The following is a 16,980-nucleotide window of genomic DNA, read 5'->3' on the forward strand; positions in this document are numbered from 1 at the left end:
CCATGCCGAACTCAGAAGTGAAACGCCGTAGCGCCGATGGTAGTGTGGGGTCTCCCCATGCGAGAGTAGGGAACTGCCAGACATCAAATAAAAACAAAAGGCCCAGTCTTTCGACTGGGCCTTTTGTTTTATCTGTTAAACGCCAGTGCTGTATTCGGCGCATGGCTTTAATGGATAACCTGTGACAAAAACGCACGAGTGCGTTCAGATTTGGGGTGAGCAAAAAACTCATCCGGTGCTGCCTGTTCAACAATCTCGCCAAGATCCATAAAGATCACCCGGTCGGCCACTGTGCGGGCAAAGCCCATTTCATGGGTAACACACAGCATAGTCATGCCTGATTGCGCCAGACCTATCATGGTATCAAGCACTTCTTTTACCATTTCAGGATCCAACGCTGATGTGGGTTCATCGAATAACATAATTTTAGGTTTCATGCACAGCGAGCGTGCAATGGCCACGCGCTGTTGCTGCCCACCAGAGATTTGCCCAGGATATTTATGCGCATGTTCAGCAATGCGAACTCGCTCAAGGTAGTGCATTGCCAGAGCTTCAGCCTCTTTTTTTGGCATCTTTTGCACCCAGATCGGTGCCAGCGTGCAGTTTTGCAGGACCGTCAAATGAGGAAAGAGATTAAAGTGCTGAAAAACCATGCCAACTTCTTGTCTGACGCGCTCAATATTGCGGATATCTTCATTGAGTTCGATCCCATCCACCACAATACGTCCTTGCTGATGCTCTTCAAGATGGTTGATACAGCGGATAGTTGTCGATTTACCCGAACCGGAAGGTCCGCATAATACGATGCGTTCTCCCTGCTTTACCTTCAGGTTGATGTTTTTCAGGACGTGAAACTGTCCGTACCATTTGTTGACGTTTTCCAGCGTAATCATCGCGTCGGTAGACGGCATTAATAATTGGCTCATAAATTCCTCAGTGCAGTGTACGCCCGGTGTTAAAACGTTTTTCCAGATGTTGGCTGTAACGCGACATGCTAAAACAGAAGATCCAGTAAATCAGTGCAGCGAAAACATATCCTTCCGTCGACATCCCCAACCATGCAGGGTCCACAGTTGCCTGCTGCACGCTACTGAAGAGATCAAACAGGCCGATGATGATGACCAGACTGGTATCCTTAAACAGGGCGATAATCGTGTTAACCAGACCCGGAATAACCAGCTTGAGGGCTTGCGGAAGAATGACCAGCCCTTGCGTTTTCCAGTACCCTAACGCCAGTGATTCAGCGGCTTCATACTGACCTTTTGGTAGGGCCTGTAACCCTCCGCGAACCACTTCTGCGACATACGCCGACTGGAAAAGAATCACGCCGACCAGCGCCCGGATAAGTTTGTCGATACTGGTCCCTTCGGACATAAACAGAGGAAGCATGACCGAGGACATAAAAAGGACGGTAATCAACGGTACACCGCGCCAGAACTCAATGAAAATGACGGATAAAATCCGCACGACTGGCATATGAGACCGACGTCCAAGCGCCAGTAAAATACCCCACGGAAGCGCGCCCGCAATCCCCACGGATGCAATGATAAGCGTCAGTGTTAATCCGCCCCACTGTCGGGTTTCTACGCGCTCAAGTCCGAAAAAACCACCGTACATCAACCACCAGACCACCACGGGATAAACGACGGCCCAGACGGCGATATAGCGGCCACGGTGAGGAATAGATTTCCAGAACATAGGGACGATAGAGGCCAGGCCAATGATCAGGGCCAGATTTACGCGCCAGCGCTGATCGTGGGGATAAAGTCCATACATGAATTGCCCAAAGCGTTCATGAATGAACACCCAGCAAGCCCCTGCTTTGGTGCAGTCTGCGCGGGTTGAACCGACCCAGTTGGCCTGAAAGAATACCCAGTTCAGCAGTGGCGGAAGAAATGACCAAATCAGCCAAATGCACAGCAGCGTGAGCAGGCTATTTGACCAACTGGAGAACAGGTTTTTACGCACCCAGAGTAGACTGCGGCTTGCCGGGTTACTGTTCTGACGCGAGGGGTGAGACAGCAGTGCTTTTGTCATCATGGCTCCTTAGCGCTCAATCAGTGCAATACGGCGGTTATAAATATTCATCAACAGAGAAATGCTCAGGCTGATGATCAGGTACACCGACATCGTGATAGCAATAGTTTCAATGGCTTGCCCTGTTTGATTGAGTACCGTGCCGGCAAACAGTGAAACCATATCCGGATAGCCAATGGCAGCCGCAAGTGAGGAGTTTTTGACGATATTCAGATACTGGCTGGTTAATGGGGGAATGATGACGCGCAGCGCCTGTGGGATGATCACCTGGCGCAGTGTCACCGGATTTGGCAGACCCAGCGAGCGTGCTGCTTCATGTTGGCCATAAGGAACGGCCTGTATTCCCGCTCGAATAATTTCTGCTATAAACGCCGAGGTATACACTGAAAGCGCCAGCGTCAGGGCAGCCAGTTCGGGAATAAGCACCATACCGCCACGGAAGTTAAAACCGCGAAGGGCGGGGATATCCCAGTGAAGCGCTGCGCCAAACAGCCACTGTGAGATCATCGGTAAAAGCACGATCAGCGCCAGAGCCGTGGGCCAGGTCCGGCGTAGCTGACCGGTTTTAGTCTGGTGCATTCTGTTGTAGCGAAATAGCCCGATAGTGACGACGATAGTGATAATTACAGCGCCGCAAAAGGCAAAAAATCCTTCTCCCATTTGCGGTGCCGGAATATAGAGACCCCGGTTACTCAGAAACATCAAGTCCAGCGCGTTAACGGCCTGACGTGGGCCGGGCAGGTTACGTAATACGGCGAAATACCAAAAGAAGATCTGCAGCAGCGGCGGTATATTGCGGAACGTTTCGATGTAGATCGTCGAGAGCTTTCGTAATAACCAGTTATCTGACAGGCGTGCCAGTCCGAGAAAGAAACCGAGAATTGATGCGAAAACAATGCACAGTGCAGAAACTAATAGCGTATTGAGCAGGCCAACGATAAAGACACGGCCATACGTATCGCCTTGCTCGTAATCGATCAGATGCTGGACAATACCAAATCCGGCGCTGCGATCGAGAAAAGAGAATCCCGAGGTAATACCGCTATTGTTCAGGTTATTTATCGTGTTATGGATGAGATAGACCGCAATGCAGATGACCGCAATGACGGCAAGTATTTGAAATAACCAGGCGCGGACCGCAGGGTTAGAAAAGGATAACGATCCTTTTACGATTGAGCGGCGATGGAACATAAGAAAACCTCGGTAACTATGACTCTGGACTGAGCGCCGCAGTCGCGGCGCCCGTTACATCACTACGTATTAGCGCACCGGTGGCGCATATTGAATGCCACCGTTATTCCAGAGGTTGTTCTGTCCACGTTTGATCTTCAGTGGGCTTTCCGATCCCACGTTACGCTCAAAGATCTCCGAGTAGTTACCTACCTGCTTGATAATGTTGTAAGCCCATTTGTTATCAAGCTTCAGATCCTTGCCATAATCCCCTTCTTTGCCTAACAGGTGTGCCATATCCGGCGTTGCAGGATTAGCCGCTTTTTCATCGACGTTTTTCGAGTTAACGCCCATTTCTTCCGCATTCAGCATGGCGAACAGCGTCCAGCGAACAATGGAGAACCACTCATCGTCCCCACGACGTACAACAGGTCCCAGCGGTTCTTTAGAAATAACTTCTGGCAGGACAATCCACTCCGCGGGATTACTCAGCTTGATTCGCAGGGCGTACAACTGAGACTGGTCGGAAGCCAGCGTGTCGCAGCGCCCAGATTCCAGAGCTTTAGCTGATTCATCCGAGCGGTCAAAGGTGACAGGGGTGTACTTCATGTTGTTGGCTTTAAAGTAGTCAGCCACGTTCAGTTCGGTATCTGTTCCTGCCTGGATACAAACCGTTGCGCCATCCAGCTCTTTAGCACTCTTAAGACCCGCTTTATTGTGGGTAAGAAAACCAATGCCGTCGTAATACGTTACGCCAGTGAAAGACATTCCCATTCCTGCGTCACGAGAGGAGGTCCAGGTGGTATTACGAGAGAGCATGTCGACTTCACCTGATTGTAGTGCGGTAAAGCGTTCCTTGGCGGTGAGCGGGGTATATTTTACTTTGCTATCATCGCCAAATACGGCGGAGGCAACGCCACGACATACGTCGACATCAATACCTGAGAACTTACCGCTTGCATCGGCATAAGAAAAGCCAGGCAACCCGTCACTGATCCCACACTGCACAAAACCTTTTTTCTTTACAGCATCAAGAGTTGCGCCGGCATGTGCCTGATTTGCAACCGCAAGCAGCACGCCGGCCGCAGCCAGGCTGGCTATTATCATCTTTTTCATAGAGCATCCTGTGTGGAGGAATTATTGTTATGGAAACGTTCTGAAAACGTCTTTTACCTGTCTGTGGCTATGGCCATACTCTTTTAAGCAAAGGTAGTGCCAGGTTTTTGCGCACGATTATTCGACGCAATATCCAGAGTGTAGACAGGAAAAAATAAATGCAGCGCCCTGAAGTGGTGCAAAATTGAAACGTAAGCCACATTTCGGCGCAAAAAATTTAAAAATCAAACCGGACGCGTGATAACGATTTCGTACGTTAATATTGATGACGTGAGAATAATGAAAAGAAAGCGCGCTGTTACGAAGAACTGAAAAAATGCTAATTTCAAATCGTGGATATGTGAGGAAAATCTATAATAATTTTATTATACGTTGAGTGCTATATACCAACGTTTTGTCTTATATGAAGATTTAATTCTTATTGCAAAAAGCGCGGTACCCACCGCGCTTTTAAGAAGATTTATTTGGTCAGGGCGACTATCCCAAGCGTCAGCCCGGCAACGGCTGCTGCGCCACCGGCGATGGCACCGGCTGTTTCCCAGTTATCCTGCGTGGTGCCTTTCATACAGGTATTGGTATGAACCAGGCGTCCCTGATCGTCGTATACAGGTACGCAAGGAGAATCGTGTGCACAGCCGGCCAGGAATGCGGTAAGCAATGCAACGGATATTAATCTTTTCATGGTGTTACCTCAAAAATAAGCGTTTCGCTAATTGAGCAAAGACAAACGCTAAGCCATCTGCGAACTCGGCGATTATTTTACCACTTCTTAAAAAAAGACTGACATGAGGAATAATCTCAATTCATGTGGATTGTAAAAATAATGGATAAAAAGAAAGGTGACTGGCGAGTTTTTCAGGAAGGGTTTATTAGAAATAAATGGCTATCTTATTAATAAATAAAGAGGGCCATCTTAGGTGAAAAAGGCGTCCGAAGACGCCTTAATTTTACAAATTAATTGTTGCGCCGACTAAAACGCCGTCTGACGACAACGAAGAAGACGGGGACGAAGAAGATTGCCAACAATGTCGCGGTCAGCATGCCTCCCATTACGCCTGTTCCGACCGCATTCTGCGCCCCGCTACCTGCTCCGCGGCTGATAACCAGAGGCATAACCCCCAGAATAAACGCCAGGGATGTCATCAGGATTGGACGAAGACGCATGCGTGACGCCTCCAGTGTGGCTTCAATCAACCCTTTACCTTCTTTATCCATCAGGTCTTTGGCAAACTCCACGATAAGGATAGCGTTTTTGGCGGAAAGACCGATGGTAGTCAGCAGACCTACCTGGAAGTAAACGTCGTTATTCAGACCGCGTATGGACGCCGCCAGAAGCGCACCGACCACGCCAAGCGGTACAACCAACATGACTGAAAATGGAATAGACCAGCTCTCATACAATGCGGCGAGACACAGGAAGACGACGATTAACGAAATAGCGTATAACGCAGGTGCCTGATTGCCGGAGAGCCGTTCCTGATATGACATCCCCGTCCAGTCATAGCCGATACCGGTTGGCAACTGTGCTGCCAGGTTTTCCATGAGCGCCATGGCTTCACCGGTGCTTCGACCCGGCGCGGCCTCTCCCAGTATTTCCATTGATGGCATACCGTTGTAACGCTCCAGGCGGGGTGAACCATATATCCAATGCGACGAACTGAACGCAGAGAATGGCACCATTTCACCATTCCCACTACGTACGTAGAGATTGTTGATGTCGTTGGGTAACATACGGAACGGCGCGTCAGCCTGAACGTATACCTTTTTCACTCGGCCATGATCGATAAAATCGTTCACATAGGTGCCGCCAAGGGCCGTGGAAATCGTTTGGTTTATATCCGACAGACTTACGCCTAACGCCTGGGCTTTTTCCTGATCAATATCCAGCTTAAATTGCGGGGTATCTTCCAGACCGTTAGGGCGCACGCGCACCAGCAAATCTGGATGTTCTCTCACCATACCCAGCAACTGGTTCCGGGCTTTCGTCAGTTCTGTATGACCGAGGTTAGCCTGATCAATTAACTGAAAATCAAAGCCGGTCGCGGTACCCAGTTCAAGAATGGCAGGCATGTTGAACGGGAACACCAGTCCATCTTTAATCTGGCTGAACGCCCTGGTCGCACGTTCGACGATAGCCGTCACGCCGTTTTCATCGCCCGAACGCTCTTCCCATGGTTTGAGGCTAATAAAGACGATACCGGAGTTCTGTCCCTGGCCGCTAAAGCTGAAGCCATTAACGGTGAACACCGATTTTACGTTCGCTTTTTCCTGGTTCAGGTAGTAATTCTGAATCTGATCCAGCACCTGCTGTGTGCGCGTCTGTGTCGCACCAGCAGGAAGTTGCACCATTGTCATAAAGACCCCCTGATCCTCTTCGGGCAAGAAGGAGGTAGGGAGGCGTAAAAACAGAACAGCCATTCCGCCGACGATAAGAACATATAGCAACAAGTAGCGTCCGGTTTTGCGCAGAATACCGCTGATACTATTGCTGTAATGCCCGACGCTTTTATCGAACAGGGCGTTAAACCATCCGAAAAAACCGCCTTTCTTTTCAACATGTCCGGCGGAAACGGGTTTTAGCAGCGTTGCGCAAAGCGCTGGCGTAAGAATGAGGGCGACCAGAACAGAAAGCGCCATCGCTGAAACAATGGTCAGAGAGAACTGGCGGTAAATGGCGCCGGTCGAGCCGCCAAAGAACGCCATGGGGATAAATACCGCCGAGAGCACCATCGCGATCCCGACCAGTGCGCCCTGGATCTGGACCATGGATTTCTGCGTCGCCTCTTTGGGCGGCAGTTTCTCTTCCGCCATGACGCGTTCGACGTTTTCTACTACCACGATGGCGTCATCGACCAGCAGGCCGATGGCCAGCACCATTCCGAACATCGTTAGCGTGTTGATGGAGAATCCGAATGCGGCGAGGATCGCGAATGTTCCCAACAGCACGACAGGCACTGCGATAGTTGGAATCAGCGTGGCGCGCAGATTTTGCAGGAACAGGTACATCACCAGGAAGACGAGGATGATGGCTTCAAACAGCGTTTTCACCACCTCGTTAATCGAGATTTTTACAAATGGTGTAGTGTCATAGGGGTAAACCACTTGCAAACCTTGCGGGAAGAAAGGTTGTAACTCAGCCAGCTTTGCTTTGACGCCTGCGGCAGTATCCAGCGCGTTTGCACCGGTCGCCAGCTTAATGCCCAGGCCTGTTGCAGGCTGACCATTAATTTTCGTCACCATGTTATAGTTTTCGCCGCCGAGTTCGATGCGGGCTACATCTCTGAGGTGAACCATTGAGCCATCCTGGCCCACCTTCAGCGTTATGCGACCAAACTCTTCCGGCGTTTTCAGGCGTGTCTGAGCAATAATGGAGGCATTAAGTTGTTGACCCTGGACGGATGGCGCGCCTCCCAGTTGGCCTGCGGCAATTTGATTATTTTGCGTTCTCAGTTGATTGATAACGTCCAGCGGAGTCAACTGATATTTGTTCATTGCGTTGCTGTCGAGCCAGATGCGCATTGCGTACTGTGCACCAAACATCTGGACATCGCCGACACCGGCTGTTCGGCTTATTGCGTCTTTAACGTTAGACGCCACATAGTCGGAAATATCATCCTGCGTCAGATTGTTATTATCGGAGACAAAACCCGCCACCATCAGGAAACCGCTGCTGGATTTCTCGACGCTGATCCCCTGCTGCTGTACTTCCTGAGGCAGTAAGGGCATCGCTAACTGTAATTTGTTTTGCACCTGGACCTGTGCGATATCCGGGTCAGTACCCGACTCGAAAGTCAGAGTAATGGTGACGCTCCCGGAGGAATCGCTGGTGGAGGACATATACATCAGGTTATCGATACCGTTCATATTCTGTTCGATAACCTGCGTAACCGTGTCTTGTACTGTCTGCGCATCCGCACCTGGGTAGGTGGCAGAAATAGCGACCGCAGGAGGTGCAATGGTCGGATACTGTGCAACGGGCAGTTGCATGATTGCCAGAGCCCCTGCCATCATCAGAATGATGGCCAGAACCCAGGCAAAAATAGGGCGATTGATAAAAAAGTTAGCCATGTCCGGTTACCTTATTGCGCAGTTTTTGCGGCTGGAGTTTCGGTATCGGTGGTTGCTTTAACCTTTACGCCGGGACGCGCTTTCTGCAATCCGCTGACGATAACCTTATCGCCAGGCTGTAAGCCCTCGCTGATTAACCACTTATCACCTATCGCCTGTGTAGCAACGACGGTGCGAGCCTCGACCTGACTCTTGTCATTGACAACCATCACCGTTGCATCGCCGCGTGGCGTACGCGTTACCCCTTGTTGGGGAACGAGAATGGCATTCGGCTGGACGCCTTCATCAATACGAGCACGCACAAACATGCCCGGCAGCAGCGTGTGCTGTGGGTTAGGGAATACGGCCCTGAGGGTGATGGATCCGGTACTTTCATCAACGGTGACATCAGAGAACTGCAACGCACCTTTCAGCGGGTACGACTGACCATTTTCCATCACCAGTTCGACGGTACTGCTGGCGCTGTCTTTATGCAGGCTCCCTTGCTCAACGGACTGTTTGAGGCGCATAAAGTCATTACTGGACTGTGTTACGTCGACGTAAATAGGATCAAGTTGTTGCACGGTAGCAAGCTCAGTTGCCTGGCCATTCGTGACTAATGCGCCTTCGGTGACGTTAGATTTACCGATACGTCCGCTAATGGGCGATGTCACTTTGGTGTAGGCCAGGTTGATACGAGCGCTTTCGACCGCCGCTTTTGCCGCGATAACGGAGGCATTGGCCTGGCGAGCATCAGCAATGGCCTGATCGTACTCTTGCTGGCTGATGTACTTAGTGCCAACCAGCGGGACATAACGTTTTACCGTTAAATGTGCGATAGCTGCTGCCGCTTCACTCTTTGCCAGTTCGCCTTTGGCGCTGTCGTAGTCGGCCTGGTAAGTCGCGGGATCGATCTGATAAAGCGACTGACCGGCTTCAACATCGCTTCCCTCGGTGAAATTCCGTTTAAGTACAATCCCGCTGACCTGAGGACGGACTTCAGCAATACGAAATGCTGTTGTGCGCCCTGGTAATTCGGTCGTCACGGCTAAAGGCGCCTTTTCGACGACATGGACAGTCACCTGCGGCTCTGCGGGGTGAGCTTGTGTTTCTCCCTGCTCGTTACAACCGGCGAGTAATACAGCGGACATGATGATGAATGAGGGCAGGAGTGAAAACCTGGCATTTTTCGTCATTTCTATTCCTTAAAAAACCGAACGCTCGTTATTAACCGGGTAACGCAGAGGCGATAACGCGCACAAGTGAAAATAATGGTTGGCTATCCTACAAATTATTAGCTTGCGATGTAAGCAATACTTATTTATGGGCGCGATACACGGCACGTAAAAACAAAAAAGGATTAATCTTCGGTTGTTTCATTATGGTTTTAATAGTAATGCTATGATGCGCATAAACACATATTGAAATAAGTATTTGGTTGGTGAATATATTGGTGGTTGTTATTTGTTTTGTTTATTCGTGTGCAATGTCCATAATTAACTGTTTTAGAACTCGTCTAAATAAACGCTAAGTGATACATTTGTTCCGTTTAGCAAATATTACATAAGAAAGTTAATCATTCTCTACCTTACCTCAGACAGTCGAAACCATGGCCAGAAAAACGAAAGCTGATGCCCTCAAAACACGACAGCACCTGATAGAAACAGCGATTATGCAGTTTGCCGTGCGTGGTGTTAGCAATACGACGTTAAACGACATTGCGGATGCCGCCAGCGTGACGCGGGGGGCGCTCTATTGGCATTTTGAAAATAAGACGCAATTGTTCAATGCGCTATGGTTACAACAACCTTCATTACGCGATCTTATTCAGGATAAGCTTATTGGTCGTTGGGGTGATAATCCTTTACAGCGACTGCGTGAAAAGTTTGTGGTGGGATTGCAATATATTGCACAGAATCCTCGCCAGCAGGCATTAATGCAAATTTTATATCATAAATGTGAATTTCATAACGATATGATATCAGAACAGACCATTCGCGATAAAATAGGTCTCAGTCATCAAAGTATTCGTGATTCACTGCAAAAGTGCGTGGATGAAAATCTGATTGCCACCAGTCTGGATTTAGATGTCATCATCATTATTCTGCACGGTAGCTTTAGCGGAATAATAAAAAACTGGTTAATGAATCCAGTGAGTTATGATTTGTATGGGCAAGCGCCAGTATTAGTTGATAACGTATTAAAAATGTTAAGCCCAGACGGCTGTGTAATGCAATTAATGCAGAGTGAAAATCAGCCAGGATAGTTTTAGCCGCCAGGGCCTGACGGCTGTCGATGTATTTTTCGTCGTGCTATTCGAGGTCGACGCAGTTGACCAGCTTGAGGGGGTTCACTGAATTCATATTCCGGCACTTATCGTGCTCCGTTGTCACCAGCTCTATCCACTGAATGAGCAGCGCATCAAAGAGAAAAACGAAGACCGCAAAAACAACCAGCCACCAATACTTGCGAATCATTACCAAACCCTGTGTATTCATGCCCAAGCGTGCAGGGAATATACACGAAATCTGCAAGCTGAAAAGCAGACTTACAATGCCTTTACTTTGCTGAAAGATCGCCGCTCTTTGCTGTTAATCGACTCTTTTTAGACAGATTTTTTGTCTTCCGCTTTTTCACCTTTGCAAGTTCATTCTCTGAAAAATGCGAACCAATGCTCATTCTTCTGAGCCCCATTTTTACGTACTCGGCATTGATTTCAATCCCGACAAACTTGCGACCTAATTCCACGGCAGTGGCACCGGTCGTGAAGCTACCGGCAAACGGATCCAGCACGCTGTCATCTGGACTGGAGGAAGCCAGAATGATGCGTTCAAGGAGGGCTTTGGGTTTTTGAGTGGGGTGATTTTCGTATTCGTCCATCAGATAACGAACGCGTGGAAACTCCCAGACATTGCCTGGTACTTTTTTCTGGTTGTAAGGTTGGGGCGGGTTCTTTCTGTAGTCTATCAGTGCACGTTTAGCGCCCGTTTTGGCTTCAACCAAAATATCATCACGATTAAACGTGTAGTTTTTCTGATCTTTTACCATCATCAGAAGCGGTTCATACATCGAACCAAAGTAATTTTTGGCCTGCACCCCGGAGCTATCGTATGACCACACGATACGGCTCTTGATGGTAAAGAGCTGGCGGCATTTGAGATCGATGTACGGCATGTTCTCCGTACTGTTCATGATGTACATGGTGCCGTGTGATTTGAGAATGCGATGGCACTCGTCAATGCACTCAAACAGCCATGCCAAAAAGGCCTCTTCGTCCCAGGATTCCACCATCCCGTCAAAGTCTTTACCGATGTTATAAGGTGGGTCGGCGAAAATGAGATCGACGCTTTCAGACGGCAGCTTTTTCAGTTCGGTCAGTGCATCACCCAGGATTATCTTTTTAGATTCATCGCCAAAATAGACAGGTTCACATCTTGCGTTCATCGCCAAAGCCTCCCGTGTGACGTTAATAAAAAAGGCGCTTCCCCATGCCGAGTAGCGCCTTTTAAAACAAACATTTCGCTGATTAGTATCAGTTCATGCCGTATTTTTTCAGTTTTTTACGCAGCGTACCACGGTTGATGCCCATCATCAGGGCAGCACGGGTCTGGTTACCGCGGGTGTATTGCATCACCATGTCCAACAGGGGCTGTTCTACTTCAGCCAGTACCAGCTCATAGAGATCGTTAACATCCTGACCATTCAATTGAGCAAAATAGTTCTTCAGTGCCTGTTTAACCGAGTCACGCAGGGGCTTTTGAGTTACCTGATCCTGAGAGTTAACGGTAGAAACGGTCAGTACGTCAGAATTTACGCGTTGTTCGAACATAGTTCTGTCAGCTCTTTATTTCTGTTTACGCAAAATTTTCGAAGTATGCCTCCAACGCCGCCAGCTGTTCGCTGGAATCTTCAATGGCGTTGAATGTGCGCCGAAACTGGTCATCCGGAGCGTGTTCCTGGAGATACCAGGATACGTGTTTACGCGCAATTCGGTACCCTTTTGCCTGACCATAAAAGTCGTGCAGTTCCCGAACGTGCGCACAAAGCAAGCGCTTCACCTCTGCCAGAGGCAGCGGGGGCAGCAGCTCCCCAGTGTCCAGATAATGCTGGATTTCCCGAAAGATCCAGGGTCTTCCCTGAGCTGCACGTCCTATCATCAGGGCATCCGCCCCCGTATAGTCGAGTACAGCTCTGGCTTTATGCGGGTCAGTAATGTCGCCATTCGCGATAATCGGAATGGAAACTTTCTGCTTAACTGCCCGAATACTGTCGTACTCAGCATCTCCATTGAACAAACAGGCGCGGGTGCGTCCATGAATGGTCAGAGCCTGAATGCCACAGTCTTCAGCCAGTTGGGCAATCTCTACGCAGTTACGGTGTTCCGGAGCCCAGCCGGTGCGAATCTTGAGTGTGACAGGAACGTCCACTGCATTGACGACCTCGGTTAGTATTGATTTCACTAGATCCGGGTACTGCAAGAGGGCTGAACCTGCGAGCTTGCGATTCACTTTTTTAGCCGGACACCCCATATTGATATCAATAATCTGGGCGCCGCTTTCCACGTTAATACGTGCGGCATCGGCCATCTCAACAGGGTCGCTACCGGCAATTTGCACCGTGCGAATTCCTGGCTCATCAACGTGCACCATCCGTAAACGAGACTTGTCACTTTCCCAAACCTGCGGGTTAGAAGACATCATCTCGGATACCGTCAATCCTGCTCCCATCTCATAGCACAGCGTCCTGAATGGTCTGTCAGTGATGCCAGCCATAGGTGCTGCGATCAGGCGATTTCTGAGCTGGTATTGTCCGATGCGCATGAGTTAAGAAATGACCATACTGTGACTGCAAGGCGGCGTATATTACGCATTTTTCGCACGAGATGAAAGGCCAAACTTTGACCAATCCACTGAGGTGGATCAATGAATTGCCGTAAATATGAACGCATGAAAATATTTAATCATATAAATCATTGCATTATAAAGATGTGTCGATTTTATATACACATATAATTTTGCGTAACTTCTCATTTTTTCTTCAGCCGCAGAAGGTGCTGGCAAGATATTCTGCTGAATTAATCAGCAAATTGTCTCGCCATTGTGTGATCTCTACCTCATTTTAGTACAGGATCTCGGTATCTCCTGAATGGCTGTCGATGATCTTGCGCTCATTAACTGGCTGCGGTGGACGATTGTTCGCAGGCCCAACAATGTAGTGAAATTTATCCAGTTGTTCGGCTGAAAGGGCAACAGGCGTTTTCAGGACAGTCCAGCTGACGCCTTCAGTACAGGGAGGTGTAGTTAGCGAACCGCTATAGCGCCAATAGGTTTTATCGTCGGGTAAAAGTTGGTTGATATCGACTGGCGAGAAGATGGGCATACTGTTGTCCTCCATGGTTGGAAATGACTCCCACAGATTTTGAATCGCCTGGTTAGGTTCGCCGACGTCAAACATGACCGCCACGATAGTGATGTCTCCGCTTTGATTTTTGTGGACTAACTGCAACTCCAGCGGATAGGTTTTACCGTTGAAGGTATGTTCGCTCGGGGCGTGAAAATCTAAGTGTTTTAGATAATAAATCTTTCCATCAACTTCAATGGAGTTTGAGGTATAGCTACTCATTGTTGCCCGCAGAGTATGGTTAATGCTTCGAAATCTTGTCGGACCATCGACATATTGCATGCTGAGTGAAGGAAGTCCAAGTTTACGAGTTGTGGCGGTCTGGATATCAATGGGTGATTGATTTATTCCGGTCTGGCATGTTGCATACTCTTTGCTGATTTCTCCCCACTGTGCGGGACCAGATTCTCCGCTATAACCCCATGGCGCGGCCAGCGCGGTCAGTGGCATCAGGCATGCTGTCAGTAATGTTGTGATAAATAGGTTGAAGCGCATACGTTTACTCAACGAAAATCAATATAAAGATTAACAAAATCAATAAATTATTATATCGCTGGAGAACGTCTCAGTATGCTGGTCAATTGTCTGAAAATGGCGTGGTCAGGCAACCACGCCGGAAGGGATTATTTTTTCTGACCGGTAATGCGGCACCACTCTTCTTTCTCGATAACCGGATCGAGTGTAAAGAGTTCGGCATAGGCCTCACAGACGCTTTCCGCCTGGCTGGCAAGAATGCCAGAAAGCCCCAGTAAACCGCCCTCAACGGGCAGTACGCTGATTAACGGTGCCAGTTCACGTAATGGGCCTGCGAGGATGTTTGCGACCACCACGTCGGCTTTCATCGCCTCTGGCTGGTCTTTCGGCAGATAAAGCTCCAGACGCTCAGAAACGCCATTACGCTGGGCGTTATCACGGCTGGCCTGAATTGCTTGCGGATCGATGTCTACGCCGATGGCTTTTGCCGCACCCAGCTTCAGTGCCGCAATGGCAAGAATGCCGGAGCCGCAGCCGAAGTCGATAACCGTTTTGCCGTTAAGATCGAGACCGTCCAGCCATTGCAGGCATAGGGAGGTGGTGGGGTGAGTGCCGGTACCAAACGCCAGACCCGGGTCCAGCATCACGTTGACGGCATTCTCATCCGGGACATCGCGCCAGCTTGGGCAAATCCACAAACGTTCACCAAAGCGCATCGGGTGGAAGTTATCCATCCATTCGCGTTCCCAGTCTTTGTCTTCGAGCTGTTCGATTTTATGCGCGAAGCCTGTACCCAGCAGCGGATGCTGCTCCAGGATGGCAACCACTTCTTTCATGTCGGTTTCTGCATCGAACAAGCCGATAACGTCGGTATCTCCCCACAGGCGAGTCTCGCCCGGCAGAGGCTCAAATACCGGCGTATCATGCGTGTCCTGGAAAGTAATGGAAACGGAGCCCGCTTCCATCAGCGCATCGCTCAACTCTTCAGCGTTGGCACCGGTCGTGTTCAGTTTCAGTTGGATCCATGGCATGGCAAAACTCTTTTATTTATCAGTAGTCAATATGGCGGCTTGCGGGACGGCAGAACCGAAACGGTTGCCGATCAGGAAAGCCAGCAAGCTTATCAGTAACGAGGGCACAATCGGGTGGAAACCCAGGTACTGAATGTTAAATGTAGCGAGTACGGCATAAAGAACGCCGCCGATAATCATCGCGCTCAAAGCGCCCGCCGCGTTTGCCCGCTCCCAGTACAGGCCCAGTACCAGCGGCCACAGGAAGACGGCTTCCAGCCCGCCAAACGCCAGCAGATTAAGCCAGATAATCATTTCTGGTGGTTTCCAGGCAGCCAGTAGCAGTAACGCGCCGAGCAACAGGGTAATCACTGCCGACATGCGCTTCAGCCGGGTTTCGTTTTTCAGCTGTTCCGGACGCAGGTTCAGGTACAGATCCTTAATGATCGTAGCGGAACTTTGCAGCAATTGGGCATTGATCGTCGACATGATCGCGGCCATGGGGGCCGCGAGGAAGATCCCAGCAGCTACCGGCGGCAATACTTTGACCATTAGCGTAGGGATAACCAGATCCGGCACTGTCAGATCAGGGATCACCGCACGCCCCAACGCACCCGCCAGATGCATACCAAACATCAGGATTGCCACTACGATGGTGCCGATGATAATGCCGCGGTGTACAGCTTTGCTGTCTTTATAAGAGATGCAGCGTACTGCTGTATGCGGCAGCCCAATTACGCCAAAGCACACCAGTACCCAGAATGAGGTCATGAACGTGGGTGACAGAATGTCATCCGCGCCTTGCGGCGAGACCAGTTTAGGGTCGATAGTTTGCAGGGTTACCACCGCATTGCTGAGGCCACCGGCAGCATGAACGACGCCGACCAGCAGAACAATAGTACCAATCAGCATCACCATACCCTGCATGGTGTCGTTCAGTACGCTGGCGCGAAAACCGCCGAACGCCGTATACAATGCGATACTGACGCCAAAAATAAGCAAACCGGTTTCGTAAGGTATACCTGCAGCGGTTTCAAGCAAACGTGCGCCGCCAATAAACTGTACGGTCATTGCTCCGACAAACGCGACCAGCAGGCTAAGGCTTGCCAGCCACACAAGCAGGCGACTCTGGTAGCGGGCAAACAGCATATCGTTGAGGGTAACGGCATTATAACGGCGCGCCAGAATCGCGAATTTCTTACCAAGAATCCCCAGAGAAAGCCAAACGGCGGGCAACTGGATCATCGCGAGCAGCACCCATCCCAGCCCGTATTTGTAAGCGGCGCCAGGACCGCCAATAAACGAACTGGCGCTAATGTAGGTTGCCGTTAGCGTCATGGCTAATACGACCCCGCCCATCGAGCGGCTGCCGAGGAAATATTCATTCAGGAAAGTGCCGGTCGATCTCTTACGCATGGCGTAAACGGAAAGACCGAAGACCACCAACAGATAGGCGACCAGCGGCAAAATAACTTCAAGCTGCATCGTCATCCTCCAACGGAATGTCGCGATAGATAAACTTCACCATCGCCCAGCACAGCACGATGAAAACCAGCGGCGTTAGCAGGCAGGCCATTTCGAACCAGTGTGGTAAGCCGGTAAAACCGAGCGTGGAATCTGGTAAGTAAGCGGCCACTAACCATGTGGCAAGATATAAAAGGGTCAGCCACAGCGCCCAGCGCGCCTCTTTATGGGCCTGAACAAAACGAGCGTCCATTTTTTGTCC

Annotated in this window: 16 protein-coding genes and 1 rRNA gene; 2 read left to right on the forward strand and 15 right to left on the reverse strand. The window is 49.8% G+C overall.

Features of this window, described 5'->3' with window-relative positions; all coding sequences use genetic code 11:
- Positions 1-82: ribosomal RNA gene (gene rrf / locus OGV52_RS23520) — 5S ribosomal RNA — on the forward strand; the annotation flags it as partial.
- Between the two features lie 85 nt (positions 83-167).
- Here rrf and OGV52_RS06500 read toward each other — a convergent pair.
- From OGV52_RS06500 to OGV52_RS06530, 7 genes are all read right to left on the reverse strand, one after another.
- Complete coding sequence (locus OGV52_RS06500) at positions 168-926, reverse strand: amino acid ABC transporter ATP-binding protein (protein ID WP_016154732.1); 759 nt, start codon at positions 924-926, stop codon at positions 168-170.
- Positions 927-933: 7 nt separating this feature from the next.
- On the reverse strand, positions 934-2,037 hold the full coding sequence (locus tag OGV52_RS06505; protein ID WP_181221936.1) for an amino acid ABC transporter permease: 1,104 nt from the start codon (positions 2,035-2,037) through the stop codon (positions 934-936).
- Positions 2,038-2,046: 9 nt separating this feature from the next.
- Positions 2,047-3,228 (reverse strand): amino acid ABC transporter permease, encoded by a 1,182-nt coding sequence (locus OGV52_RS06510; protein WP_103767054.1) that lies wholly within the window; start codon positions 3,226-3,228, stop codon positions 2,047-2,049.
- A 69-nt stretch (positions 3,229-3,297) separates the two neighbouring features.
- Positions 3,298-4,323 carry an amino acid ABC transporter substrate-binding protein gene (locus OGV52_RS06515; RefSeq protein ID WP_003025295.1) on the reverse strand — a complete coding sequence of 342 codons (1,026 nt, stop codon included), beginning with the start codon at positions 4,321-4,323 and terminating at the stop codon, positions 3,298-3,300.
- Between the two features lie 460 nt (positions 4,324-4,783).
- Entirely contained in the window at positions 4,784-5,005 is a 222-nt protein-coding gene (locus OGV52_RS06520; RefSeq protein ID WP_003025292.1) for a lipoprotein, read from the reverse strand.
- Positions 5,006-5,277: 272 nt separating this feature from the next.
- Positions 5,278-8,391, reverse strand: coding sequence for an efflux RND transporter permease subunit (locus OGV52_RS06525; RefSeq protein ID WP_047499797.1), 3,114 nt, complete (start codon positions 8,389-8,391; stop codon positions 5,278-5,280).
- Positions 8,392-8,402: 11 nt separating this feature from the next.
- Positions 8,403-9,566, reverse strand: a complete 1,164-nt coding sequence (locus tag OGV52_RS06530; RefSeq protein WP_287108260.1) for an efflux RND transporter periplasmic adaptor subunit — start codon at positions 9,564-9,566, stop codon at positions 8,403-8,405.
- Between the two features lie 413 nt (positions 9,567-9,979).
- Here OGV52_RS06530 and envR point away from each other — a divergent pair, with 413 nt between their 5' ends.
- The gene (gene envR / locus OGV52_RS06535) at positions 9,980-10,636 is read left to right on the forward strand and encodes an acrEF/envCD operon transcriptional regulator (protein ID WP_047359095.1); all 657 of its coding nucleotides are present in this window, start codon (positions 9,980-9,982) and stop codon (positions 10,634-10,636) included.
- A gap of 46 nt (positions 10,637-10,682) precedes the next feature.
- Here the strand turns inward: envR and OGV52_RS06540 are convergent, their stop codons facing one another.
- The 8 genes from OGV52_RS06540 to OGV52_RS06575 form a co-directional block, all read right to left on the reverse strand.
- Positions 10,683-10,847: a DUF2556 family protein gene (locus tag OGV52_RS06540; RefSeq protein ID WP_049283192.1), complete on the reverse strand. Its 165-nt coding sequence runs from the start codon at positions 10,845-10,847 to the stop codon at positions 10,683-10,685.
- An 82-nt stretch (positions 10,848-10,929) separates the two neighbouring features.
- Positions 10,930-11,814 (reverse strand): adenine-specific DNA-methyltransferase, encoded by an 885-nt coding sequence (gene yhdJ / locus OGV52_RS06545; protein ID WP_047499792.1) that lies wholly within the window; start codon positions 11,812-11,814, stop codon positions 10,930-10,932.
- 88 nt (positions 11,815-11,902) lie between these two features.
- Entirely contained in the window at positions 11,903-12,199 is a 297-nt protein-coding gene (gene fis / locus OGV52_RS06550) for a DNA-binding transcriptional regulator Fis (RefSeq protein WP_000462905.1), read from the reverse strand.
- Between the two features lie 25 nt (positions 12,200-12,224).
- Positions 12,225-13,190 (reverse strand): tRNA dihydrouridine synthase DusB, encoded by a 966-nt coding sequence (dusB, locus tag OGV52_RS06555; RefSeq protein ID WP_003025224.1) that lies wholly within the window; start codon positions 13,188-13,190, stop codon positions 12,225-12,227.
- 298 nt (positions 13,191-13,488) lie between these two features.
- Positions 13,489-14,265, reverse strand: coding sequence for a carbonic anhydrase (locus OGV52_RS06560; RefSeq protein ID WP_047499783.1), 777 nt, complete (start codon positions 14,263-14,265; stop codon positions 13,489-13,491).
- A 128-nt stretch (positions 14,266-14,393) separates the two neighbouring features.
- Positions 14,394-15,275 (reverse strand): 50S ribosomal protein L11 methyltransferase, encoded by an 882-nt coding sequence (gene prmA, locus OGV52_RS06565; protein ID WP_047499780.1) that lies wholly within the window; start codon positions 15,273-15,275, stop codon positions 14,394-14,396.
- 12 nt (positions 15,276-15,287) lie between these two features.
- Positions 15,288-16,739, reverse strand: coding sequence for a sodium/pantothenate symporter (gene panF, locus OGV52_RS06570; RefSeq protein ID WP_016157593.1), 1,452 nt, complete (start codon positions 16,737-16,739; stop codon positions 15,288-15,290).
- A complete protein-coding gene (locus OGV52_RS06575) occupies positions 16,729-16,971 on the reverse strand; it encodes a YhdT family protein (RefSeq protein WP_016154721.1) in 243 nt (80 codons plus the stop codon). The genes panF and OGV52_RS06575 overlap by 11 nt, the downstream gene beginning before the upstream one ends.
- Positions 16,972-16,980: the final 9 nt, after the last annotated feature.

Origin of the sequence: Citrobacter sp. Cb041 (assembly GCF_030336655.1) — a bacterium.
GTDB classification, from domain to species: Bacteria; Pseudomonadota; Gammaproteobacteria; order Enterobacterales; family Enterobacteriaceae; genus Citrobacter; species Citrobacter braakii.